This window comes from Streptomyces sp. LaPpAH-108 (assembly GCF_000373625.1).
In the GTDB taxonomy this organism is placed as follows: Bacteria; Actinomycetota; Actinomycetes; order Streptomycetales; family Streptomycetaceae; genus Streptomyces.
In genome coordinates this window covers 195,424-218,325 of sequence record NZ_KB891996.1, presented here as the reverse complement: position 1 = coordinate 218,325, position 22,902 = coordinate 195,424, and the positions used below count along the sequence as shown (strand labels likewise).

Annotated in this window: 22 protein-coding genes; 9 read left to right on the top strand and 13 right to left on the bottom strand. The window is 72.6% G+C overall.

Features of this window, described 5'->3' with window-relative positions:
* Positions 1-72: 72 nt before the first annotated feature.
* Positions 73-1,410 carry a M6 family metalloprotease domain-containing protein gene (locus tag B079_RS32605; RefSeq protein ID WP_018548235.1) on the bottom strand — a complete coding sequence of 446 codons (1,338 nt, stop codon included), beginning with the start codon at positions 1,408-1,410 and terminating at the stop codon, positions 73-75.
* Positions 1,411-1,698: 288 nt separating this feature from the next.
* Here B079_RS32605 and B079_RS0123190 point away from each other — a divergent pair, with 288 nt between their 5' ends.
* Together B079_RS0123190 and B079_RS0123185 are read left to right on the top strand one after the other, a co-directional pair.
* A complete protein-coding gene (locus B079_RS0123190) occupies positions 1,699-2,340 on the top strand; it encodes a TetR/AcrR family transcriptional regulator (protein ID WP_026248993.1) in 642 nt (213 codons plus the stop codon).
* Between the two features lie 200 nt (positions 2,341-2,540).
* A complete protein-coding gene (locus B079_RS0123185; RefSeq protein ID WP_018548233.1) occupies positions 2,541-4,082 on the top strand; it encodes an MFS transporter in 1,542 nt (513 codons plus the stop codon).
* 35 nt (positions 4,083-4,117) lie between these two features.
* Here B079_RS0123185 and B079_RS0123180 read toward each other — a convergent pair whose 3' ends face one another.
* The gene (locus tag B079_RS0123180) at positions 4,118-4,627 is read right to left on the bottom strand and encodes a MarR family winged helix-turn-helix transcriptional regulator (protein WP_018548232.1); all 510 of its coding nucleotides are present in this window, start codon (positions 4,625-4,627) and stop codon (positions 4,118-4,120) included.
* 120 nt (positions 4,628-4,747) lie between these two features.
* Here B079_RS0123180 and B079_RS0123175 point away from each other — a divergent pair, with 120 nt between their 5' ends.
* On the top strand, positions 4,748-5,557 hold the full coding sequence (locus B079_RS0123175; protein WP_018548231.1) for a dioxygenase: 810 nt from the start codon (positions 4,748-4,750) through the stop codon (positions 5,555-5,557).
* 17 nt (positions 5,558-5,574) lie between these two features.
* Here B079_RS0123175 and B079_RS0123170 read toward each other — a convergent pair whose 3' ends face one another.
* Positions 5,575-6,099 (bottom strand): GNAT family N-acetyltransferase, encoded by a 525-nt coding sequence (locus B079_RS0123170; RefSeq protein ID WP_018548230.1) that lies wholly within the window; start codon positions 6,097-6,099, stop codon positions 5,575-5,577.
* A 193-nt stretch (positions 6,100-6,292) separates the two neighbouring features.
* Here B079_RS0123170 and B079_RS0123165 point away from each other — a divergent pair, with 193 nt between their 5' ends.
* Both B079_RS0123165 and B079_RS0123160 read left to right on the top strand, forming a co-directional pair.
* Positions 6,293-7,291, top strand: coding sequence for a sigma-70 family RNA polymerase sigma factor (locus tag B079_RS0123165; RefSeq protein WP_026248991.1), 999 nt, complete (start codon positions 6,293-6,295; stop codon positions 7,289-7,291).
* Positions 7,292-7,800: 509 nt separating this feature from the next.
* Positions 7,801-8,457, top strand: coding sequence for a TetR/AcrR family transcriptional regulator (locus tag B079_RS0123160; protein WP_026248990.1), 657 nt, complete (start codon positions 7,801-7,803; stop codon positions 8,455-8,457).
* A 13-nt stretch (positions 8,458-8,470) separates the two neighbouring features.
* On the opposite strand, the gene B079_RS0123155 is transcribed toward B079_RS0123160, so the two are convergent.
* The gene (locus B079_RS0123155; protein ID WP_018548227.1) at positions 8,471-9,445 is read right to left on the bottom strand and encodes a helix-turn-helix transcriptional regulator; all 975 of its coding nucleotides are present in this window, start codon (positions 9,443-9,445) and stop codon (positions 8,471-8,473) included.
* Positions 9,446-9,695: 250 nt separating this feature from the next.
* Here B079_RS0123155 and B079_RS0123150 point away from each other — a divergent pair, with 250 nt between their 5' ends.
* From B079_RS0123150 to B079_RS0123140, 3 genes are all read left to right on the top strand, one after another.
* The gene (locus B079_RS0123150; protein ID WP_026248989.1) at positions 9,696-10,457 is read left to right on the top strand and encodes a DeoR/GlpR family DNA-binding transcription regulator; all 762 of its coding nucleotides are present in this window, start codon (positions 9,696-9,698) and stop codon (positions 10,455-10,457) included.
* Positions 10,454-11,401 carry a 1-phosphofructokinase gene (gene pfkB / locus B079_RS0123145; RefSeq protein ID WP_018548225.1) on the top strand — a complete coding sequence of 316 codons (948 nt, stop codon included), beginning with the start codon at positions 10,454-10,456 and terminating at the stop codon, positions 11,399-11,401. Before B079_RS0123150 ends, pfkB begins: the two co-directional genes overlap by 4 nt.
* Positions 11,402-11,578: 177 nt before the next feature.
* Entirely contained in the window at positions 11,579-13,714 is a 2,136-nt protein-coding gene (locus B079_RS0123140; RefSeq protein ID WP_018548224.1) for a PTS fructose transporter subunit IIABC, read from the top strand.
* Positions 13,715-13,857: 143 nt separating this feature from the next.
* On the opposite strand, the gene B079_RS0123135 is transcribed toward B079_RS0123140, so the two are convergent.
* The 3 genes from B079_RS0123135 to B079_RS0123125 form a co-directional block, all read right to left on the bottom strand.
* Positions 13,858-14,607, bottom strand: coding sequence for a DUF6227 family protein (locus B079_RS0123135; RefSeq protein ID WP_018548223.1), 750 nt, complete (start codon positions 14,605-14,607; stop codon positions 13,858-13,860).
* A gap of 210 nt (positions 14,608-14,817) precedes the next feature.
* Complete coding sequence (locus tag B079_RS0123130; protein WP_026248988.1) at positions 14,818-15,858, bottom strand: P1 family peptidase; 1,041 nt, start codon at positions 15,856-15,858, stop codon at positions 14,818-14,820.
* 30 nt (positions 15,859-15,888) lie between these two features.
* The gene (locus B079_RS0123125) at positions 15,889-16,548 is read right to left on the bottom strand and encodes a flavin reductase family protein (RefSeq protein ID WP_026248987.1); all 660 of its coding nucleotides are present in this window, start codon (positions 16,546-16,548) and stop codon (positions 15,889-15,891) included.
* 74 nt (positions 16,549-16,622) lie between these two features.
* Here B079_RS0123125 and B079_RS35570 point away from each other — a divergent pair, with 74 nt between their 5' ends.
* Positions 16,623-16,799, top strand: a complete 177-nt coding sequence (locus B079_RS35570; RefSeq protein ID WP_018548220.1) for a hypothetical protein — start codon at positions 16,623-16,625, stop codon at positions 16,797-16,799.
* Positions 16,800-16,818: 19 nt separating this feature from the next.
* On the opposite strand, the gene mscL is transcribed toward B079_RS35570, so the two are convergent.
* From mscL to B079_RS0123090, 6 genes are all read right to left on the bottom strand, one after another.
* Positions 16,819-17,361 (bottom strand): large conductance mechanosensitive channel protein MscL, encoded by a 543-nt coding sequence (gene mscL, locus B079_RS0123115; protein WP_037801815.1) that lies wholly within the window; start codon positions 17,359-17,361, stop codon positions 16,819-16,821.
* Positions 17,362-17,481: 120 nt separating this feature from the next.
* Positions 17,482-18,108: a hypothetical protein gene (locus tag B079_RS0123110; RefSeq protein WP_037801867.1), complete on the bottom strand. Its 627-nt coding sequence runs from the start codon at positions 18,106-18,108 to the stop codon at positions 17,482-17,484.
* Between the two features lie 147 nt (positions 18,109-18,255).
* Entirely contained in the window at positions 18,256-19,089 is an 834-nt protein-coding gene (locus B079_RS0123105; protein WP_018548217.1) for an S-methyl-5'-thioadenosine phosphorylase, read from the bottom strand.
* 152 nt (positions 19,090-19,241) lie between these two features.
* Entirely contained in the window at positions 19,242-19,544 is a 303-nt protein-coding gene (locus B079_RS34230; protein ID WP_026248985.1) for an FmdB family zinc ribbon protein, read from the bottom strand.
* Between the two features lie 67 nt (positions 19,545-19,611).
* Positions 19,612-20,913 (bottom strand): MFS transporter, encoded by a 1,302-nt coding sequence (locus B079_RS0123095; protein ID WP_018548215.1) that lies wholly within the window; start codon positions 20,911-20,913, stop codon positions 19,612-19,614.
* 286 nt (positions 20,914-21,199) lie between these two features.
* The gene (locus B079_RS0123090) at positions 21,200-22,789 is read right to left on the bottom strand and encodes a potassium/proton antiporter (RefSeq protein ID WP_051095259.1); all 1,590 of its coding nucleotides are present in this window, start codon (positions 22,787-22,789) and stop codon (positions 21,200-21,202) included.
* Between the last annotated feature and the right edge of the window lie 113 nt (positions 22,790-22,902).

Genomic DNA, 22,902 nt, shown 5'->3' with positions numbered 1-22,902 from the left:
GGGGACGGATCAACTCGGGGCCGGAGCGCGTTACTTGATCTCGTCGACAACGGCGTCACCGCCCGCCGGAGATCACCTGCGCCCCAGCCTCTCCGGTACCGCCCCCGCCGCCCCCGTCCCCTCCGGTACCCCCTTCGTCCGGGTCACCCGTACCCGGTACTTTCCGGTCGCGTCCGTGCTGGTGACCTGCACGGTGATGCCGTGTTTGGGGTCCTTGAAGGTTTCGCCCGGGGTGTAGGGGGCGTCGGAGAGTTCGGCCTGGACGTTGGGGCTGCGGGTGCAGCCGCCGCTGTCGGGGTGGGCGTCGGCGACGGTCACCGGGCCCCGGCCGGTGTCGACGTCGGCGTCCACCTTGTAGACGAGGATGCCCGGACCGCACACGTCCTCGTCGTTGCCCCCCTCGGTGCGCAGCTCGAGCGCGTACGCGGTGCTTCTGCCGAAGGGGACCAGGATCAGCTTGCCGCCGCCCTTCTCGTGCAGCGGGGTCAGGGTGAACTCCGCGCTGCCCTTGGTCGTCGCGCAGGCGACCTGGGAGGTGTCGAGCCAGCCGAGCTTCCACTTGTGCCAGCCGAGCAGGTCGTTGTTGGCCCCCCAGTCCTCGCTCATGATGTCCCAGTGGCCGACCGAGCTGCCGCCGTCCTGGGTGTAGAGGTCGGGCAGTCCGAAGGTGTGGCCGTTCTCGTGCGGCAGGACCCGGTAGCCGGTCTTGTCGTAGGTGCCGGAGCCGTCGTCCTGGCGGGAGTAGACGAAGGACGCGTTGGCCAGGGGCGCCCCGTCGGCGACCGGGGCGTCGCCGTTGCCCGCGAAGGTCACGGAGAGCACGGTGTCCAGGGCGGAGGGCCCGGCGTTCGGGGTGACCAGGACGTTCAGCAGGTCGTACGAGCGGAAGTCCACCTCGGGGTCGGCGGCGGCCACGATGTCGTGGACCAGGTCCCGGTAGCCGGGGTCGAAGGGGGCGCCGCGTTCTATGCCGTAGTCCTTGAACGGTTTCGGCATCCGCAGCCAGTGGGTGATCGGGGTCTCGGGCCGGTAGTCGAGGCGGCCGTACGACGCCTTGCGGAACCACTCCTGGGTCTGCGGGAAGAACTCGTGGAAGCGGTCGAGCGCGCTGCCCCGGCCCTTGGCGTCGGGGAAGTCGATCATCAGGGTCAGCGCGTGGACGGTGCCGGTGGAGCGGGAGTAGCCGCCCGTGGTGGGCACGCCCTCAGTCATCTGGACGTCGGAGCCGCCGTGGATCATGCAAGGTGCCAGGGCGGCGCTGGTGCGGGTGAGGCCCGTGGGGCCCGCGGAGCTGTGCGCCGTGAGCTGCCCGGATCCGGCCGAGGTGCTGACCGCGAAGGTCAGGACCGTCACGGAGGCCAGGGCAGCCGCGCGGCGCGAGCGTATGCGGCGGGGCGACTGCGGCTGCATGCAGGGACCTCTCGCTCCACGGCAGCCGCCCGTCTCCGACTGCGCCCTTGCGCTCACCCTGTGTCGGCGGTGCGGGGGGCGCGCGCTGGGAGAGACCGATCGTGGGATTTCCGTACGAGCGGGTGTGAATCACATAGGCTGGGGGTGAATCGCGGCAAGTGGGACAGGGGTCGGAGAGGCGGGTGACTCAGGTCACAGCCGGAAAGTCCCGCGAGGGGAAATAACCGGGGAACCTCTCCCCGTTTAACCCTGTGTCCACCGCCCGACCCTTTCGAAGTGGAGTTCGCCGTGCAGACCGCAGCCCCCGCCCGCAAGGCGTCCCGGCCCCGTGCCGACGCGCTGCGCAACAGGGAGCGGATCGTCACCGCCGCCCGCGAGACGTTCGTCGAACACGGCCTCAACGTGCCGCTCGACGAGATCGCCCGCCGGGCCGGTGTCGGCAACGCCACGCTGTACCGCAACTTCCCGGACCGCGACGCCCTGGCCCGCGAGGTCGTCTGCTCCGTGATGGACCGCACGGCCCGCGCGGCCGAGCAGGCCCTCGCGGAGACCGGCGACGCCTTCGCCGCGCTGGAGCGCTTCGTGCACACCGCCGCCGAGGAGCGGATCAGCGCGCTGTGTCCGATGATCTCCAGCGACTTCGACCACGACCACCCCGATCTGGAGGCCGCGCGCCGACGGATCGAGGGACTGGTCGCGGAGATCATGGACCGCGCGAAGGCCGCCGGTCAGCTGCGGACCGATGTCGGCGTCGGTGACCTGCTGGTCGCCGCGGCGCAGCTCAGCCGGCCCCCGGCCGGTGCGGCCTGCTTCAGCGTCGACCGCTTCGTCCACCGCCATCTTCAGCTGTTCCTGGACGGTCTGCGGGCCCCGGCCCGCTCCGTCCTGCCGGGTACGGCCGTGACCATGGAGGACCTGCGCCGGCCCTGACCGAACCGATCTGACCGCCTGACCGACCGGTCCGGCCGGGCCCGCGCCCCGGCTCCGCGACCCCGCATGCCTACGGCCGCCCCGAGGGCGCGCCGCCGATACCGCACGCCTTTCGCCCGTACAGCGCCGTACGGATCGCCCGCGAGGCGCACGCATCCTCACGAGTCTCATCCTCACGAAGTACCGGAGTGGGTACCCCCATGTCTCAGACAGCCGACAAGGCTCCCGTCGCCGCGCCCGGCGGCGACAGCAACCGCTGGAAGGCGCTCGTCTTCATCGCGCTCGCCCAGCTGATGGTCGTCCTCGACGCCACCATCGTGAACATCGCCCTGCCGTCCGCCCAGCGCGACCTCGGCATCTCCGACGGCAACCGGCAGTGGGTCGTCACCGCCTACGCCCTCGCCTTCGGCGGCCTGCTGCTCTTCGGCGGCCGTATCGCCGACAAGTGGGGCCGCAAGCGCGCCTTCCTGATCGGTCTCATCGGCTTCGCCGCCGCCTCCACGCTGGGCGGCATCGCCACCAGCGGCGTCATGATGTTCGGCGCCCGCGCCCTCCAGGGTGTCTTCGGCGCCCTGCTGGCCCCGGCCGCGCTCTCCCTGCTCGCCGTGATGTTCACGGACGCCAAGGAGCGCGCCAAGGCGTTCGGCATCTACGGCGCCATCGCGGGCGGCGGCGGTGCCGTCGGCCTGATCCTCGGCGGCTTCCTCACCGAGTACCTGGACTGGCGCTGGACCTTCTTCGTCAACGTCCCGTTCGCCGTCGTCGCCGCGCTCGGCGCCTGGTTCGTCATCCGTGAGCCGGAGGGCGGGCGCAACCGCTCCCCGCTGGACATCCCCGGCGTCATCCTCTCGACCCTGGGCCTGGTCGCCCTGGTCTACGGCTTCACCCGCGCCGAGTCCGACGGCTGGGGCGACGGCCTGACGATCGGCATGTTCGTCGCCTCCGCCGTGCTGCTGCTCGCGTTCGTCGCCGTCGAGGCCCGCGTCAAGGCCCCGCTGCTCCCGCTGCGTGTGGTCTCCGACCGCAACCGCGGTGGCATCTACCTCTCGCTCGGCCTTGCCATCATCGGCATGTTCGGCCTGTTCCTCTTCCTGACCTACTACCTGCAGATCGTGAAGGGCTACACCCCGGTCAAGACCGGCTTCGCGTTCCTGCCCATGGTCGCGGGCATGATCACCGGCTCGACCCAGATCGGCGCCCGCCTGATGACCCGCGTCCCGGCGCGCTTCCTGATGGGCCCCGGCTTCTTCGTCGCCGGTGTCGGCATGCTGCTGCTGACCCAGCTGAAGATCGACTCCTCGTACGCCGCGACCCTGCTGCCCGCCATGGTGCTGCTCGGCCTCGGCATGGGTACGGCGTTCATGCCCGCGATGTCGCTGGCGACCATGGGTGTCGAGCCCCGCGACGCCGGTGTGGCCTCCGCGATGGTCAACACCTCGCAGCAGGTGGGCGGCGCGATCGGCACCGCCCTGCTGAACACCATCGCCGCGTCCGCGACCACGTCGTACATCAAGGACCACATCGCCGGTGCGGCCTCCAAGCCGCAGGCGCAGCTGGTCCAGCTCCAGGGCATGGTGCACGGCTACAGCACGGCGATCTGGTGCGCGGTCGGCATCCTGGCGCTGGCCTCGCTGATCGCGTTCACCTTCGTCAACGCCGGGCGTCCGGGCTCCGCCAAGGTGGCCTCCGGCGACGGTGCGGGCGCGGCGGACGAGGCGCAGATCCCGGTGGTCGCGCACTGACCCCGGCGCACTGACGTGAGGAGGGCCTGCCCGGCTCAGCGCAGCCAGGGCAGGTCGGCACCCGCTTCGCTCGGCTGAAGGCCCTCGGCGACGATCTGCATGATCTCGCCGAGGGTCTTCTGCTGTTCCGGGGTGAGCCGGTCGAACAGCGCCTGCCGTACGGCGGTCACATGGCCCGGGGCGGTCCGGCGCAGCACCTCGGCGCCCTCGTCGGTGAGCACCGCGAACTGGCCGCGCTTGTCGGAGGGGCAGTCCTCGCGGCGCACCCAGCCGTTCTTCTCCAGGCGGGCGATGGCGTGCGAGAGCCGGGAGCGGGTGATCTTCGACTTCCGGGCCAGCTCGGTCATCCGCAGCCTGCGGCGCGGTGCCTCGCCGAGGCTGACGATCAGGCCGTAGTACATGTGCGGCATTCCGGCGTCGCGCTGGAGCTGCCGGTCGAGATGGTCGTCCAGGAGGGTCGTGGCGTGCAGATAGGAGCGCCAGACGCGCTGTTCCTCGTCGGTGAGCCAGCGGTGCCGGTCGGCGGGGTCCGATGCCGTGTTCATGCGTCCCACTGTACGAGGCGCGTTCTTGAAAGTTGAACAACCAAGACGTACGCTGTTTCCGTAAAGCTTGAGAGTTAAAGCATTCCTCTCAGGGGGACCGATCCACCGGGAGCCGCCGCCATGTCTGCCGCCGAGTCCGCCGCCGTCCGGCCGGAGTCCACCCACCCGGACCGCATGCCCGCGCTCTACCTCAGCCACGGCGCGCCGCCGCTCGCCGACGACCCCGTCTGGCCCGGCCAGCTCGCCGCCTGGTCCGCGGAGCTGCCCCGGCCCCGCGCGATCCTCGTCGTCTCCGCCCACTGGGAGGAGGCCCCGCTCGCCCTCGGCGCCACCCGCACCGTCCCGCTGGTCTACGACTTCTGGGGCTTCCCCGAGCACTACTACCGCGTCCGCTACGACGCCCCGGGCGCCCCCGAGCTGGCCGACTCCGTCCGCAAGCTGCTCCGCGCCCCCGGCACGCCCGTCCAGGACATCCCCGACCGGGGGCTGGACCACGGCGCCTACGTCCCGCTCGTCGAGATGTTCCCGGACGCCGACATCCCCGTCCTCCAGGTCTCCCTGCCCACCCTCGATCCGGCCCGCCTGATGGACCTCGGGCGCAAGCTGGCCCCGCTGCGCGACGAGGGGGTGCTGATCGTCGGCTCCGGCTTCTTCACCCACAACCTGGCCGCCCTGCGCCACACGGGCGTGCCGAGCTGGTCCGCCGAGTTCGACGACTGGGGCAGGCGGGCGCTTCAGGCCCGCGACTGGGACGCGCTCCTCGACTTCCAGGCCACCTCACCGGCCGGGCGCTACGCCCATCCCCGCACCGAGCACTTCGCGCCGCTCTTCGTCACCATGGGCGCGGCCGACGGCGACCTGGACGGGCCGCGCTCGGTGATCGACGGCTTCTGGATGGGGCTGGCGAAGCGGTCGCTGCAGTTCGGCTGAGCGCTCGCCCGGCGGTCTCAGCGGCCCGGCAGCGCCTTCTCGTACCAGGCCACGTCCCAGTAGCGGCCGAACTTGCGGCCCACCTCGCCGAAGGTGCCCAGGTGCCGGAAGCCGAAGCGGGTGTGCAGCCGGACGGACGCCTCGTTGGGCAGCGCGATCCCGGCGTAGGCGCGGTGCACGTCCTCCTGCGCCAGCGCGGCGAAGAGGGCGGTGTAGAGCAGGCTGCCGACCCCGTGCCCGGTCGCCTCCGGGGCGAGATACACCGAGGTCTCCACCGAGGTCGCGTAGGCGGCCTTGGGGCGGTGCGGGCTGGACGTGGCGTACCCCAGAATCCGCTGTGAGTGCGGTTCGGTGGCAACCATCAAGCGGTACGGGCCGTCTTCCGGGTGGGAGAGCAGCCAGGGCCGTCGGCCCTCCTGGGTGAATTCCGCCGTGTCGAATGTGACGGCCGTCTCACGGACGTAGTGGTTGTAGAGGTCCGTGAGGGCGCCGAGATCGGCCGCCGTGCCGGGTCTGACCTGCGCCTCCGTGCGTCCGGTCACCGTCGCCTTCCCTGTGCGGCTCCGCAGGGTACTGCATGATCAGGAAATTCGGGGGGTGGGTGGGGAATTCTGTCCGGATTCCAGTCGTTGTTTCCCACAGATGCAGGGCACTCGAGGAGAGTCCCGAGAGAGAGTCCCGGGAGTGCTGAGCGTTCATTTCAGGACCCACCCGCCCAATCGCAAGGGAGCACGCATGGCAACCCGTGCCGTCGCCCGTCGTAGGTCGGTCACCGGCGAGACGGCCGACTCGGCAAGCAGCGTTCGCGTCCACAGCGGCGAGATAGCCGACCGGGACCTGGTCGGCATGTACCTCGACGAGATCGCGCGCACGCCGCTCCTCGATGCCGCCAAGGAGGTCGAGCTGTCCCAGGCCATCGAAGCGGGTGTGTTCGCGCGGCAGGTGCTCGACGGGGTGGAGGAGACCACCGCCGCGGCGACCCGCGAGGAACTGGAGACGCTGGTCGAGGAGAGCGAGCGGGCCAAGGACGTCTTCATCCGCTCCAACCTCCGCCTGGTCGTGGCCGTGGCCCGGCGCTACCCGCGCAGCGGCCTGCCCCTGCTCGACCTGATCCAGGAGGGCAACGCGGGCCTGGTGCGCGCGGTCGAGAAGTTCGACTACCGCAAGGGCTTCAAGTTCTCGACGTACGCCACCTGGTGGATCCGGCAGGCCATCACCCGTTCCATAGCCGACCAGTCCCGCACCATCCGGCTCCCCGTCCACCTGGTGGAGGAGCTGGGCCGTATCCGCCGTGTCCAGCGCGAGTTCAACCGGGAGCACGGCCGCGAGCCGGAGCCCGCGGAGATCGCCGCGGAGCTGGGCTCGACGCCGGAGCGCGTCACGGACGTGCTCGACTGGTCCCGCGACCCGGTCTCGCTGAACATGTCGGTGGACGACGAGGGCGAGACCCAGTTCGGCGACCTGCTGGAGGACACCTCGGCGGTCTCCCCGGAGCAGTCGGTGCTCAGCCTGCTGCGCCGCGAGGAGCTGGACGACCTGATCGGCCGTCTGGACGAGCGCACCGCCTCCATCATCAAGATGCGGTACGGCATCGAGGACGGCCGCGAGCGCACCCTCACCGAGGTCGGCAAGGAGCACGGTCTGACCCGCGAGCGCATCCGCCAGATCGAGAAGCACGCGCTGCTCGAACTGAAGAAGCTGGCCCGCGACACCGGCTTCGACGCCGCCGCCTGATCGCCGGGGAGTGTGCCGGGCGGCGGAGGGCGCGCCGCGCCAACATGGCGCGGTACCGCCGCTTCAACGCCCGGCCCCGGGGGAACAACCCTTCCGGGCCCAGGAGTTCGACAGCTCCCGGGGCCGCACTCCCCACCTGGTCCGGCCGCACTTCCCCCACGCACCACATATGAGCCAGTTCCGGCGCCATCCCCCCCCGGCGCCGGGACTCCCCAGCCGGGCTCGGCGCCTATCCCCCCAGGCGCCGGGCCCGGCTTTTGCGTGGGACGGGACGGGGCGAGACTCTTCTCGTGGGGGCTCTCACCGTCGGCGGATCGCCGGAGAGGCGGGCCACCCCGCACCTGAACCGCGGGGTGGCCCACCGAATGGCAGATTCTGCCACAGGGGCATAGCCTGCCGACGTGAGCACCACCCGTACCACCGGCACCACCGGCACCACAGCACACCGGCAGCGTTTTCCGGCCTCGCCCTCGGCGTCCCTGACCGAGCGCCGGAAGGCCGAGACCCGCATGGAGATCGCCCGCGCGGCGGCCACCCTGTTCGTCCGGCAGGGCCTGAAGACCACCCGCGCCGAGGACATCGCCCAGGCGGCGGGCATCGCCCCGCGCACCTTCTACCGCTACTTCGCCTCGAAGGAAGAGGCGGTCGCCCCGCTCTACGCGGCCGGAGCCGCCTGCTGGACCGAGGCGGTCCGCACCGCCCCGGCCCACCTCACCATCCCCGAGGCGCTGCGCCACGCGGTCGAGCACACCCTCGCCCCCGGCAGCGGCGTCTCCGCCTCCACCTGGGAGTGGGCCCGCACCCTCATCCGCATGGCCCACACCGGTCCCGCCCTGCGCAAGGTGTGGGCGGAGGTCTGCCAGGAGGCGGAGGAGGAACTGGCGCGGGTACTGGCGGAGCGGCGGACGGCGGAGCCGGGAAGCGGCCCGGTGGACGGCTCCGACAACGTTGCCGGGTCCGCCCCCGCCGAGACCGGGCCCGCCCCCCTCACCCCCCGGCTCCGCTTCGCCGCCGCCGTCGCGGGGGCGGCCGTGCGGGTCGCCGTCGAGTCCTGGGCCCAGACCGCCGCCCCGCACACCGGCGCCACGGGCCCGGCCGCGCTGGCTCTGCGCAACCTGGAGGCGCTGGCGGGGTTCGACTGGGAGGAAGAGCCGGGGGAGGGCTAGGAGTTGAGGGGCGCTACGGGGTGGGAGTGCCCGCCGCCCGGCTCAGGCGCCCGCCCAACTCCCGTACGCACAGCACCAGTTCCTCCGGCTCCAGGACCGTGAACTCGTACCCCGCGAGCCCCAGTCGTACCGCCAGCCACTCCACCGGCTCGCTGCTCGTGCCCGTGAGCACCGAGCCGCCGTCCCCGTAACTCTCCAGCGAACCAAGCCACTTGGGCAGCCGGGCGGCGACCGTCTCGGGCGCGTCGGTGAAGCGGACGGTGAAGGCGTAGCTGTCCTGGTGGTGCCGGATCGAGCGGCGCAGATACTCCTCCACTCCGCCCTCGGGGAGGTCCCGGGGAGTGAAGCGGGCCCCCGTGGCGAAGGGTTCGCTCAGCCGGTCCACGCGGAAGGTGCGCCAGTCCTCGCGCTCCAGGTCGTAGGCGACGAGGTACCAGCGCGTCCCGGTGGACACCAGGCGGTACGGCTCGGTCAGGCGGTGGGACTCGCCGCCGTCCCCGGCGCGGTAGGCGAACCGCAGCCGTTCGCGCCCGGTGACCGCCGAGGCCAGCGCGGTCAGCGTCTCCGGCGCGATGGTCGGGCCGTCGCCGCCGGTCAGCGGGGTGGTCGCGGCCTGGAGGGTGGTCACGCGGTGGCGCAGCCGGGCGGGCAGCACCTGCTCCAGTTTCGCGAGCGCCCGTACCGACGCCTCGTCCATGCCCGCCACCGCGTGCCCGGCCCCGGCGCGCAGCCCGACCGCGATGGCCACGGCCTCCTCGTCGTCGAGCAGCAGCGGGGGCATCGCCTTGCCCGCGACCAGCCGGTACCCGCCCTCGGCGCCCAGCGTGGCCCGCACCGGGTAGCCCAGCTCGCGCAGCCGCTCGACGTCCCGGCGCACGGTGCGGCGCGAGACCCCGAGCCGGTCCGCCAGCTCGCCGCCGGGCCACTCGCGCGGGCTCTGGAGGAGGGAGAGGAGGCGCAGGAGCCGGGCCGGGGTGTCCGTCGTCATGGGTCGAGGATGACCGAGAAGGAGGACAGGGGCTGGCCGCTTTCCCCGAGCGGGTCCGTTCCTGTCCGCCCGGGAGTCCGTTCATGCCCGAATAAAGTCCGAACCCGTTTACTTTCCGGAAATCCCGGCGTAGCCTCCGAGTGAAACCACACGTTCGGGCATCAATGGCGATGGCCGGACGCGTGGGACGAGACGAGTGGACCGTACGACGACCGGACGACCGGCCGGAGACGACGCGGAGGCGGCGGAGATGTACGCACCGGAGCGGCAGCAGGCGATCCTCCGGCTCGCCCGTGAGGGCGGCCGGGTGGACGTGCTGTCGCTGGCCGAGGAGTTCCAGGTCACGGCCGAGACGATCCGCCGCGACCTGAAGGCCCTCGACCGCGCGGGCCTGGTCCGCCGGGTGCACGGCGGGGCCATCCCGTCAGGCCGTCTCGACTTCGAGCCCGACCTCACCGAGCGCGAGTCCACCGCCGCCGACGAGAAGGACCGCATCGCCAAGGCGGCCCTCGCCGAACTGCCGGTCGACGGCACGGTGATCCTCGACGCCGGTACGACGGTGGCCCGCCTGGCCGCCGCGCTCCCGCTGGAGTCCTCGCTCACCGTCGTCACCCACAGCCTGCCCATCGCCGCCCGCCTCGCGGACCACCCGGGCATCCAGCTGCATCTGATCGGCGGCCGGGTCCGGCACCGTACCCGCGCGGCCGTGGACGCCTGGGCGCTGCGCGCCTACGGCGAGATCCGCGCCGACGTGGCCTTCGTCGCCGCCAACGGCTTCTCCGCCGAGCACGGTCTGACCACCCCCGACCTCGCGGAATCCGCCGTCAAGCGCGCGGCCGTCGCCGCCGCGCGCCGGGTCGTCCTCCTCGCGGACTCCGCCAAGCACGGCCAGGAACACTTCGCCCGCTTCGCCGGTCTTGACGACGTGGACCTGCTGATCACCGACAGCGGGCTGAGCCCCGACGACGCGACCGCCATCGAGCGCGGCGGCACGGAAGTAGTACGCGCATGATCCTCACCGTCACCCCGAACCCGTCGCTGGACCGCACCTACGAGGTCCCCGCCCTGGAGCGCGGCGAGGTCATCCGCGCCTCCGGCGAGCGCATGGACCCGGGCGGCAAGGGCGTGAACGTCTCGCGGGCCGTGGCCGCCGCCGGACGGCGCACCGTCGCCGTACTGCCCCTGGGCGGCGCCCCCGGCGCGCTCATCTCCGAGCTGCTCGACGCGCAGGGCATCGAGGTCGCCCCGGTGCCGATCGCCGGGGCCACCCGGTCCAACATCGCGCTCGCGGAGGCCGACGGCGTCCTCACGAAGATCAACGCGCCGGGGCCCGAACTCTCCCCGGACGAGCAGGAGTCGCTGCTCGACACCGTCCGCGCGCACGCCGACGGCGCGGACTGGATCGCCTGCTGCGGCAGCCTGCCCCGGGGTCTGGCCCCCGCCTGGTACGCCGACCTCGTCACCCGGGCGCACGCCGCGGGCAAGCGCATCGCCCTGGACACCTCGGGGCCCGCGCTGTCCGAGGCCCTGCGCGCCCGGCCCGACGTGGTCAAGCCCAACGCCGAGGAACTGTCCGAGGCCGTCGGACGCCCGCTGCTCACCGTGGGCGACGCGGTCAAGGCCGCCGAGGAACTGCGCGCGATGGGCGCCCGTGCCGTGCTCGCCAGCCTCGGCGCCGACGGCCAGCTGCTCGTGGACGGCGACGGCGCCTGGTTCGCGACCGCGCCCGTCGACGCCGTACGCAGCAACGTCGGCGCCGGTGACTCCTCGCTCGCCGGTTTCCTGATAGCGGGCGGCAGTGGCCCGGAGGCCCTGGCCTCCGCCGTCGCGCACGGCGCCGCCGCCGTGCAGCTGCCCGGCAGTGTGATGCCGACGCCCGCCGATCTGGACCCGGCGGGTGTGACGGTCACGGCGGACATCCCGTCCGACCGACCGCTCAGGGAGCCGGTGTCATGAGCACCGCCGCATCGAGGGGGCCGGGGCCATGAAGGCCGCGTTCTCCGCTCGACGATCCCCCCGGGCGGCCGGTGCCGTGCCCGCCCCGATCCACCCCTGCTTCCCCCACAGCACCACCCTCGTCCCCCGTCACGCCCACCCCACGCCCCGGGCGATACGCGAGCAAAGGAGCCCGCGATGAGCGAGATGATCACCGCGGATCTGGTCGACCTCGACCTGTCCGCCGAGAGCAAGGAAGCGGCGGCGCGCGCCCTCGCCGAACGGATGGTGGCCCAGGGCCGGGTGACCGACCTGGAGGGCTTCCTCGCCGACGTGGCCGCCCGTGAGGCGCAGATGCCGACCGGCCTGGACGGCGGCATCGGCATCCCGCACTGCCGCAGCGAACACGTCACCGAGCCGACGCTCGCCTTCGGGCGCAGCGCGGCCGGGATCGACTTCGGCGCGGCGGACGGCCCGGCCGACCTGATCTTCCTGATCGCCGCCCCGGCGGGCGCCGACGACGCCCACCTCACGATCCTCTCCTCGCTGGCGCGCCAGCTGATGAACACCGAGTTCACCGACGCGCTGCGGGCGGTCTCCGACCCGGGTACGGCGGCTGCGCTGATCCGGGGCGAGGAGCCTCCGGCGGCTGCGGCGAAGGGTGCCGGGGGTGTGGAGGGCGCGGCGAGCGCCCCCGAGGACACCGCCACGGCGTCGGCGGCGGCCTCCGCCGACGCCGCGGCGGGTAGTAAGGCCGCGACGGCCACGGAAAAGGCCCCGGAGGCAGCCCCGGAGGCGGGAACCCCTGCCGAGGCCGCTCCGCAGGCGCCGCCCTTCCGTATCGTCGCCGTCACCTCCTGCCCCACCGGTATCGCCCACACCTACATGGCGGCCGAGTCGCTGGAGAACGCGGGCCGCGAGGCGGGCGTCGAGCTGGTCGTGGAGACGCAGGGCTCGGCGGGCTTCACCCGGCTCGACCCGGCCGTGATCGCGGCGGCGGACGCCGTGATCTTCGCCCATGACGTGCCGGTGCGCGAGAAGGACCGCTTCGCGGGCAAGCCCACCGTGGACGTCGGCGTGAAGGCGGGCATCAACCGCCCCGCCGACCTCATCACCGAGGTCCGCGCCAAGGCGGAACGCGGCGAGAGGACCGCTCCGGCGGGCGCGGCCGGAGGAACCCCCGTGGAACGCGCGGGCGACTCCACCGAGGGCTATGGCACCAAGCTCCGCAAGTGGCTGATGTCCGGCGTCAGCTACATGGTCCCGTTCGTCGCCGCGGGCGGTCTGCTCATCGCCCTCGGCTTCGCGATCGGCGGCTGGACGGTCAACAAGGCCCCCTCCGTCATGGACCACTTCGTGTGGACCCAGGCCGACAGCTGGGGCGCGCTGCTGTTCCAGATCGGCGGCATGGCCTTCAACTTCCTGGTCCCGGTCCTCGCCGGTTACATCGCCTACGGCATGGCCGACCGCCCCGGACTCGTGCCCGGCTTCGTCGGCGGCGCGATCTCGCTCAGCATCAACGCGGGCTTCCTCGGCGGCCTCGCGGCCGGTCTGATCGCCGGTGGCGTGGTGATGGCGATCCAGCGGGTCAACATCCCGGCGGCGCTGCGCGGCATCATGCCGGTGGTGGTGATCCCGCTGATCTCCTCGGCGATCGTCGGCTTCCTGATGTTCGTGGTGATCGGCAAGCCCATCGCCGCCGCCCAGAAGGGCATGACCGACTGGCTCAACGGCCTCACCGGCACCAACGCCATCCTGCTCGGCGCCCTTCTCGGCCTGATGATGTGCTTCGACCTCGGCGGCCCGGTCAACAAGGTGGCCTACACCTTCGCCACCGCCGGTATCGCCGTCGCCAGCCCCAGCGACTCCGCGATGAAGATCATGGCCGCGGTGATGGCGGCCGGCATGGTCCCGCCGCTGGCGATGGCTCTGGCCACCACCGTGCGCGGCAAGCTCTTCACCCCGACCGAGCGCGAGAACGGCAAGGCCGCCTGGGTCCTCGGTGCCTCCTTCATCTCCGAGGGCGCGATCCCGTTCGCGGCGGCCGACCCGCTGCGGGTCATCCCGTCCGCGATGGTCGGCGGCGCGGTCACCGGTTCGCTGTCGATGATGTTCGGCGCGACCCTGCGCGCCCCGCACGGCGGCATCTTCGTGGTCCCGCTGATCGGCAACGCGTTCCTCTACCTGGTCGCCATCGCCGCAGGCGTCTGCGTCAGCACCGCCCTGGTGATCCTCCTCAAGGGCACCCGCAAGCAGCCCGGGGACGCGGCCTCCGGCTCCGCCGAGACCCCGGCGCGGGACACGGGGAACGCGAAGCAGCCGATAGCCGCCTGACGGCTGCCGCCTTCGACGCGAGGCGTCACGGCCCGGACCTCCGAGTCCCGGGCCGTGACGCCTTTCCGCTGCCCGGGGCCTACGGGGTTTTCAGGGTTCTCGGGATTCTCGGGTTCTCAGGGGTGTCCGGCGGGGCCGAACCGTCAGCCGTGCGCCGCCGCCCGCCGCTCCATGGCGTCCCGGGCGGCGTCCTGGCTCGTGTACACCTCGCACATGTGCCGCCCGTCCGGCGTCGCCGTGTGCTCGACCTCCCACAGGGAGACCTCCCGGCCGTCCCGCAGCAGGAACGCGTGCTCGTACAGCGCGAAGCTCAGCCCGGCCCGCGCGGTCTTGCGGCCGGGGCGGCCGAAAGCCTGGGTGATCTGGTGCGCGGCGGTCGTCGCGAGCAGCGCCGCCGTCTCCGCGTCCGGGCGGTCCGGGTTCTCCGCGCGGCGCAGCAGCCTTCGGGCGTGGTCCGCCGAGTTGTCCGCGACATACACATGGCGGGGCTCGGGGACCGCCGACAGCTCGGCCAGCAGCGGCAGTTCGAAGTCGGGGGTCTCCTGGGGAAGCGCGAGACGCGCGGTCGCGGTCTGCAGTTCCTCCTCGTCGATGTACACCTCGTGCTGGGCGTCACCGCCCGGGGCGGTGTTGTGGACCAGCTCCCACAGGGTGACCGCCGAGCCGTCCGCGAGGAGCCAGGTGTGGCGGTACGTCTCGCGGTGCAGCCCCGCGCTGTGGTGCGCGGAGTGCAGCGAACTGTCGTGCGCCAGCGCGCAGTCGAGTACGCGTATCACCTCGTCGGGCAGCTCGAAGGAGTTCAGGGTGCGGCCGAGGAGCCGCTCGAGGTGCTCCTCGGGAGACTCGGGCGACTCGGCGGACTCGTACTCCGCCGTCTCGTACGGAACGCTCAAGGTTTCTCCCGGCGTCGCTGCATGTCACCTGGTGGGTGCATACCGTAGCCCCTCGGTCGGACATCGTGCCCGGGAACCGAGAAACGTACTTCAGGTAAACGCCGCTCGCGCCCGGATGGTTCCCGTGAGCTGGGCCTCCGTGAAAAAAATCCGTCCGTTTCTTCTGTCACGGCAGCCCCAACCGCCTTGGAAAAAGCGGGCGTTACCGGATCACTCCGCCCGCGCCCCGTTCCCGTACAGCTCCTCGTACGACGGCCACTCGCCGCCCGGACCGGCCACCGGGCGCGCAGCGCGCACGGCGCGCACGATCGCGCGCGTCACCAGATCCGCGCCCGCCGCGAGGACTTCGTTGAGCGCCAGGGGCCGCCCGGCATCGAGCGGCCGGGCGCCGGTCGCCAGGGCGAACACCGTGTCGCCGTCGTGCAGCAGATGCACCGGCCGTACGGCCCGGGCGATGCCGTCGTGCGCGGTGCCCGCCAGCTTCTGCGCCTGCGCCTTGGTCAGGTCGGCATCGGTCGCGACCACCGCGAGCGTGGTGTTGAGCGGTGGCTCCGGGTTCCGCGCGGCCACCTCGGCCAGCCGCCGCCGCGCCGCCTCGTGCACCGACCGCTCCGGACACGTCAGCCTCCCCTCGAACAACTCCCCGTACAGCAAGCCGGTTTCGGGCTCCAGCACCGACCCGGCCGCGTTCACCACCGCGAGCGCGCCCACCGTGATCCCCGACTCCAGCACCGTGCTCGCACTGCCGACCCCGCCCTTGAGCACCCCGGCGGCGGCCCCGGTCCCCGCGCCCACACACCCCTCGGGCACCCCGGCGCCCGGCTCACTCGCCGCGGCGGCCTCGACCGCCTCGCGTCCCAGCGCCGCGTCCGGCCGGGCCCGGAAGTCCCCGCCGCGCCCCAGATCGAAGAGACAGGCCGCGGGCACGACCGGCACGACATGCGCCGGGTCCGCCCCGACCCGCACCCCGCGCCCCCGCTCCTCCAGCCAGGCCATCACCCCGGACGCGGCGTCGAGCCCGTAGGCACTCCCGCCGGTGAGCACGAGGGCGTCCACCGTCCGCACCACGTTGCGCGGGTCCAGCGCGTCGGTCTCCTTGGTGCCCGGCCCGCCCCCGCGCACATCCACGGCGGCGACGGCACCGCCCTCCGGTGCCAGCACGACGGTCACCCCGGTCAGCCACCCGTCCCCGTCCCGCGTGGCATGCCCGACCCGCACACCCCCGACATCACTCACCGCGTCAGCCGCCATGCCCCTCAGTCTGACCCGGCGCCCCCGGACTCACACCGCTTCCACGGCCGCCGTGTCCCGGGGCGTCTGCGTGCGATACGAGTGGCCCAGCTCCGGACCCAGGCCGAAGTAGTGGCGGAAGTTGTAGATCAACGGGCTCCAGGCGGCCGGGTCGATGTGCTGGCTGCCCGGGACGAGGAGGCGGGGGGCCGCGTGGACCTTGTGGACCCGGGTCTCCACGATCAGGTGGTCGCCCGAGACGTCCGGCCGAACGCGCTCGGCGCGAGCCTCCAGCTGGAGGGGGCACTCCGCCACCCGGGGTGGGCGGACCAGATGGGAGGGCTCCGGGCGCAGACCTGAGGCGGCGAACTTGTCCGGTTCGTACCGGCAGCCCTTCGCCTTCGTCGGCGGGACCGGACAGCGGCCGGTCAGCGGGGCCAGGCGCTCCACCGCCCGCCACTGCTCCGGGCCGGGCAGGCTGATCACCAGGTCCGGGCGGCTGCTCAGGTTGCGCGCGGTCTGGCCCTCGCGGCCGAGCCCCAGGACGACCGTCCGGCCGAGCGCCCAGGCGGAGGACATCGGGGCGAGGTTGACCGAGCCGTCCTCGTTCTCCGTGGTCAGGAGCACCACCGGTGTCCCGAAGTAGAGGATGCTCGGCTCGATGGTCACATGGTCGGAGGTCACCTGGTCGGACGGTGTCATCGTGTTCATGGCGGGAGCCTAGGAACCGGTCGGTTCGGTGGTCGCCGAACGATGCCGGGGCGGGGCGGCCGTACCCTGGTGGCATGAGCAGCGCCCCCGCACCCGAGCCGCGCGACCCCAAGGCCGCGCTCGTCTTCGACGACCCGCTGAACCAGCAGTCCTCCGACGACACCGACCGGGGGTGGGGCGAGCGCCCGGTCGGCGACAGCGCCGCCGACCTGAAGCGCTTCCTCGACGAGAAGCCGCCCCACCACTTCTGAGCGGTACGGAAAAGCTCCGTCAGCGCCCGTCCGGCCCGGCGGTGCGCTGCTGGGTGACCGCGCCGTCCGCGCTGCCGTTGCGCTGGGCGACCAGCAGGTCGCGGATGTCCTGGAGGACGTCCACCTCGGTCACCGGGGTCGGCTCGTTCGCCGCCTGGCCCTCGCGGGCCTTCTTGCGGGCCTCCTGGCGGGCCAGATACTTGGCCATCGGCAGCACCATCAGGAAGTAGACCACCGCCGCGGTGATCAGGAACTGCAGCGCGGAGCCCACGACCGAGCCCCACAGGATCGGCACACCGCTCTTGACCGTGCCGTCCGCGGCCATCTCGCACGGGTCCTTCAGACACACGCTGTAGTGGTCCAGGTTCTGCGAACCGAACGCGCCGACCAGCGGGTTGATGACGCCCTTCACCACCGAGTTGACGATGTTCGTGAAGGCGGCCCCGATGACCACCGCGACCGCCAGGTCGATGACGTTGCCGCGCATCAGGAACGCCTTGAAGCCGTCCAGAACGCTCGCGGCTTCCTTCTTCGTCTTGCTCACCTCGGTGACTCTCCTCATGTGCACAGGTTGTGGAACAAAGCGCTCCGCAACCTACGGCACCGCGCGGCCATCGTGTCCAATCCCGTCGCTCGATCGAGCGACTTGACAGCGCGCCTGCGGGCAGAGGACGCGGGCCGTTCACCATAGCGTCACCGCCAGCCGCGCCGAGGGGCTAGCGCCCACCAGCCGGGCCGCCGTCGCACGGGGCACGGCCAGCACCACCAGCGCACCGCCCGCGCTCACCCCGCCCGCGCCCACCCCGTCCTCGGGGTCACCCAGCGGCTCCGGCAGCCGCGTCACCCGCGCGCCCCGCGCCAGGACGTGGGCGCCGCCGCCCGTCGGCCGGTCCTCGGCGGCGATCACATCGACCCGGTCGCCGGGCCGCAGCAGCCGGACGGCCGCCGCGTCCGCGATCCGCACCGGTGCCCGCACCAGCTCCGCCGGGCCGTGCCGGGGCGCCGGTTCCGCCACCGGACGCCCCCGTGGGCGCTCGGCGCCCTGCGGTCCGGACACCGCCCGTGGACCCGCCGCGACCAGCGCCGCCGCCGTCACCGCCAGGCCCGCCGCGACCGCCCGCCTGCGGCTCCGCAGCAGCTGCCGCGCCGCGTACCCACCGCCGCGTACGCACACCGGCGCGAAGGCGGGGACCTCACGGGTCGCGGGAACGTCCGTGCCCGGCGGGCGCGGGACACGGAACGCCGGGCGCGCTGGGCGCGACGGGCGCGGGGGAGAGACGGGGGAGGAAGCCAGGTTGGCCGAGGACATCGGGATCACCGCCTGCTACGAGGGAATCGGCTGCTTGCGCTCCCCACGATGACGGCTTTCGCCGAGGCCCGTCAGAGCCTGTGAACGGCCGGGGCGCCTGTGGAAAACTCCGTCACCCGAACGAGGAGATCCCCGCCCCGGAAGCCCCTACGGCAGCACGAACCCCGGCTCCACCCCACCCAGCGCCCCCACGCACAGACAGTCCCGCTCCTCCGTCGCCGGGAGCGCCGCCACCGCGTCGAACAGCACCCCGCGCAGCCGGTCCACGTTGGCCGCGAACACCCGCAGTACCTCCTCGTGGGAGACGCCCTCGCCGGTCTCGGCGCCCGCGTCGAGGTCGGTGACCAGGGTCAGCGAGGTGTAGCACAGCTCCAGCTCACGGGCGAGGGCCGCCTCGGGATGCCCGGTCATGCCCACCACCGACCAGCCCTGCGCCTGGTGCCACAGCGACTCGGCGCGGGTGGAGAAGCGCGGACCCTCGACCACGACCAGCGTGCCGCCGTCCACCGCCGCCCAGTCGCGGCCGTGCGCCGCCTTCAGCGCGGCGGCCCGACCGGTGGGGCAGTAGGGGTCGGCCAGCGACACATGCACCACCTCGGGCACCGTGCCGTCGGGCAGCGGCAGCCCGTCGAAGTAGGTCTGCTCCCGTGACTTGGTGCGGTCCACCAGCTGGTCCGGCACCAGCAGCGTGCCGGGGCCGTACTCCGGGCGCAGCCCGCCCACCGCGCACGGGCCGAGGACCTGGCGGACCCCGACGGAGCGCAGCGCCCACAGATTGGCGCGGTAGTTGATGCGGTGCGGGGGGATGTGGTGGTCCCGGCCGTGCCGGGGCAGGAAGGCGACCCGCCGGCCGGCGATCTCGCCGAGGAAGAGGGAGTCGCTGGGCGCCCCGTAGGGGGTGTCCACCCGGACCTCGGTCACGTCCTCCAGGAAGGAGTAGAAACCCGAGCCGCCGATTACGCCGATCTCTGCGTTCGCCATGCCGAGCACCCTAGCCGGACCCGGAAACCCGCCCCAGGGACCATCGGGAACGGTTCGGGAACGTCACGCGCACAAGGACAGACCGCCCCCGGGAACGCCGAAGACCCCACCGTCACGGCAGGCCGGACGGCAGGGTCGGAAAGGCGCGGTTCTCAGGCGGCGGAGCCGGACGAGGACGACGAGGACGTCGAAGACGACGTGGACGAAGACGACGACGCCTTCGAGTCGGACGACGACGAGGACGACGGCTTCGAGGCCGGGCTGCTGCTCGACGTCGCGCCACGCGAGTCGTTGCGGTAGAAGCCGGAGCCCTTGAAGACAATGCCGACCGCGGAGAACACCTTCTTCAGGGGGCCACCGCAGCTGGGGCACTCGGTCAGGGCGTCGTCGGTGAACTTCTGCACCGCCTCAAGGCCCTCGCCACAGTCCTTGCACTGGTACTGATAGGTCGGCACTGTCTTCCTCCTGGCACTCTCACTCAATGAGTGCTAACGACGGTCCATCTTGACGCATTCCCGGGGATCAGTCCACCGCGACCGGCGCGCGGTGACCCACGCCACGTGCCACCGTACGGTTCACCGGCCGGGGCACGAGCCGCGAACGCAGCAGCAGGAGCGTCGCCAGCGCGGGCACCGTACCGGCCATCGGCACCAGGAAACCGGCCCCGCCCCACAGCCGGTCCTCCAGTTGTCCGGCGACGGTGACGGCCGCCGCCTGGCCCAGCGCGACCGCACCGGTCAGCCAGGTGAACGCCTCGGTGCGGGCACCGGCCGGTACAAGCGCCTCGACCAGCGTGTAGCCGGTGATCAGCGCGGGCGCGATGCAGACGCCGACCAGCAGGCCGAGCCCGGCAAGCAGCGGCAGCGAGTGCGCCGTCCACAGCGCGGACGCGGTCAGCGCGAGCCCCGCATACCCCACCGCGAGCCGCCGCCGGGGCGTGGCCCGCCAGGCGATCGCGCCGCAGACGAAGCCGGAGAGCATGTTGCCCGCCGCGAAGACGCCGTACAGGACGCCGTTCAGACCCGGTTCGCCGATCGACTCGGTGAACGCGGCCAGCGAGACCTGCATCCCGCCGAAGACCGCCCCGATGCCGAGGAACGTCACGATCAGCACGCGCACACCGGGCACCCGCAGGGCGGACGTGTGCGTCACGCGCGCGTGCTCGTCGGCGCCGTGCGCGTCCACGGAGGGCTGCGTCCCGCGCTGTGCCGCGAACAGCAGCCCGCCCACCAGTGTCAGAAGCGCCTCGGTGACCAGACCGGCGGACGGTGTGACCGTCGTGCACAGGGCGGTCGCGAGGAGGGGGCCGACCACGAAGGTCAGCTCGTCCGTGACGGACTCGAAGGCCGCCGCCGTGCTCATCAGCGGCGATCCCTGGAGCTTCACGCCCCAGCGGGCGCGCACCATGGGGCCGACCTGCGGCACCGAGGCACCGGTCGGTACGGCCGCCGCGAACAGCGCCCACAGGGGCGCGTGCGACAGGGCGAGCGCGGTCAGGCCGAGCCCGGACAGCGCGTGCACGACGACACCGGGGACCAGGACGGCCCGCTGTCCGTAGCGGTCCGCGAGACGGCCGCCGTAGGGCGCGCAGAGGGCCATGGAGACGCCGGTGACGGCGGCGGCGGCCCCGGCGGCGCCGTACGAGCCGGTGGTGTGCCGTACGAGCAGCACGATGGAGATGGTGAGCATCGCGAACGGCTGGCGCGCGGCGAAGCCCGGGACCAGGAAGGTCCAGGCACCCCGGGTGCGCAGCAGTTGTCCGTAGCCCGGACGAGGCGGAGCCGGCCGCTGCTCGGCCGGCTCGGTGGTGACCGTGGACTCCACGGCCCGTGCCTTTCTTCCGCCTGGTAGCGCGCCCGTGCGGGGGGCACCGAGAGCTGTCCTCTTGCGCGGGACTGCGGTAGATACCGGTGCTGCACTACGAAAGAGGCGTTCCGGCCGCCATACGGTCGCGCCAGCTCTGCGTCAGACAGATCAGACAGAGTTGGTTCGATCAGATGCCTTGATCGTACAGGGGGCACCCGGCGCGCGGCCTGTGAGAACGGGCACCCTCACAGCGCCCGCCGCGCGATCCCCGCAGCACCCCTCGATGCCCCGGAGGCGCCCCGCCTCACCGCCGAGGCCGCCCGCCGTCCGGCTGCCCCGTCCCCAGCCAGTCCGCCAGCTTGCCGCCCTTGGTGACCGCGCGCAGCCGCCGCTCGGCCTGGTCGCGCACCGGGTCGGTGGCGACCACCAGCAGTTCGTCCCCGTGCCGCAGCACGGTCGTCGGCGAGGGCACGAAGGACTTGCCGTCGCGCACCACCAGGGTGACGGCGGCGCCCGGAGGCAGCCGCAGCTCGCCCACCTCCACGCCGTGCATCTTGGAGTCCTCCGGGATCGCGACCGAGAGGAGATGGCCGCGCAGCCGCTCCAGGGGCGCCGACTCGATCCCGAGGTCGGACGCCTCGCCCTCCTCGCCGAGCCGCAGCTTGCGGGCGAGCCAGGGCAGGGTCGGGCCCTGGACGAGGGTGTAGACGACGACCAGGACGAAGACGATGTTGAAGATGCGGCGGCTGCCCTCGACGCCGCTCACCATGGGGATCGTCGCCAGGATGATGGGGACCGCGCCGCGCAGTCCCGCCCAGGACATCAGCGCCTGCTCCTGCCAGGGCACCCGGAACGGCGTCAGGCTCAGCACCACGCTCAGCGGACGCGCCGCCATGGTCAGCACCAGGCCGATGACCAGCGCGGGCACGATGTCGTCGCCCAGCTCGTGCGGGGTCACCAGCAGGCCGAGCAGCACGAACATGCCGATCTGCGCGATCCAGCCGAGCCCGTCCGCGAAGCCCCGGGTGGCCGGCCAGTGCGGCAGCTTGGCGTTGCCGAGCACCATGGAGGCCAGATAGACGGCGAGGAAGCCGCTGCCGTGGGCCAGGGCACCCGCCGCGTACGCGGTGACGGCGATGGCCATGACGGCGATCGGGTAGAGACCGGAGGCGGGCAGCGCGACGTGCCGGAGCCCCCAGGAGCCGAGGAAGCCCACCGCGAGACCGAGGGCGGCGCCGATGGCCAGCTCCAGCAGGATCTCGCCGAGGAGCACGTACCAGTGGTCGATCGGGCCCGCCTGGGAGAAGGCGACGACCATGATGACCACAGGGGCGTCGTTGAAGCCGGACTCGGCCTCCAGCGTGCCCGTCACGCGCGAGGGCAGCGGGATGCGCCGCAGCACGGAGAACACGGCCGCCGCGTCCGTCGAGGAGACCACCGCGCCGACGATCAGTGCCTGCCGCCATTCCAGCCCGACCAGATAGTGCGCGCCCGCGGCCGTGGCCCCGACACTGACCGCGACGCCGAGCGTCGCCAGCACGGAGGCCGACGGCAGCGCGGGTCTCACTTCCTTCCACTTCGTGCCCAGACCGCCCTCGGCGAGGATCACGACCAGGGCCGCGTACCCGATGACCTGGACCAGCCCGGCGTTGTCGAAATGGATGTGCGCGATGCCGTCGGAGCCCATGAGGACGCCGATCCCCAGGTACACGAGCAGGCTGGGGAGCCCGCTGCGCGAGGAGATCCGCACGGCCGCGACAGCGACCAGGAGCACGAGCGAGCAGGCGAGCAGGAGCTGGTTGAGGTGGTGGACAGTCAGCGGCGCTTCCCTTCCTCGGCCCGCGTCCGACGCGGGGGCGGGGCTCAGTACACAAGACCCGAGGCTGCGGCGCACCGCACCCAAGTACTTCGTTACCTTACCTAACTCTTGACGCTTCCTTGACGCTCGCCTTGGCAAGATCGAACGCCCGTGCGCGCCAGTTCCCGACTCCGCGTCAAGTGGCTCGG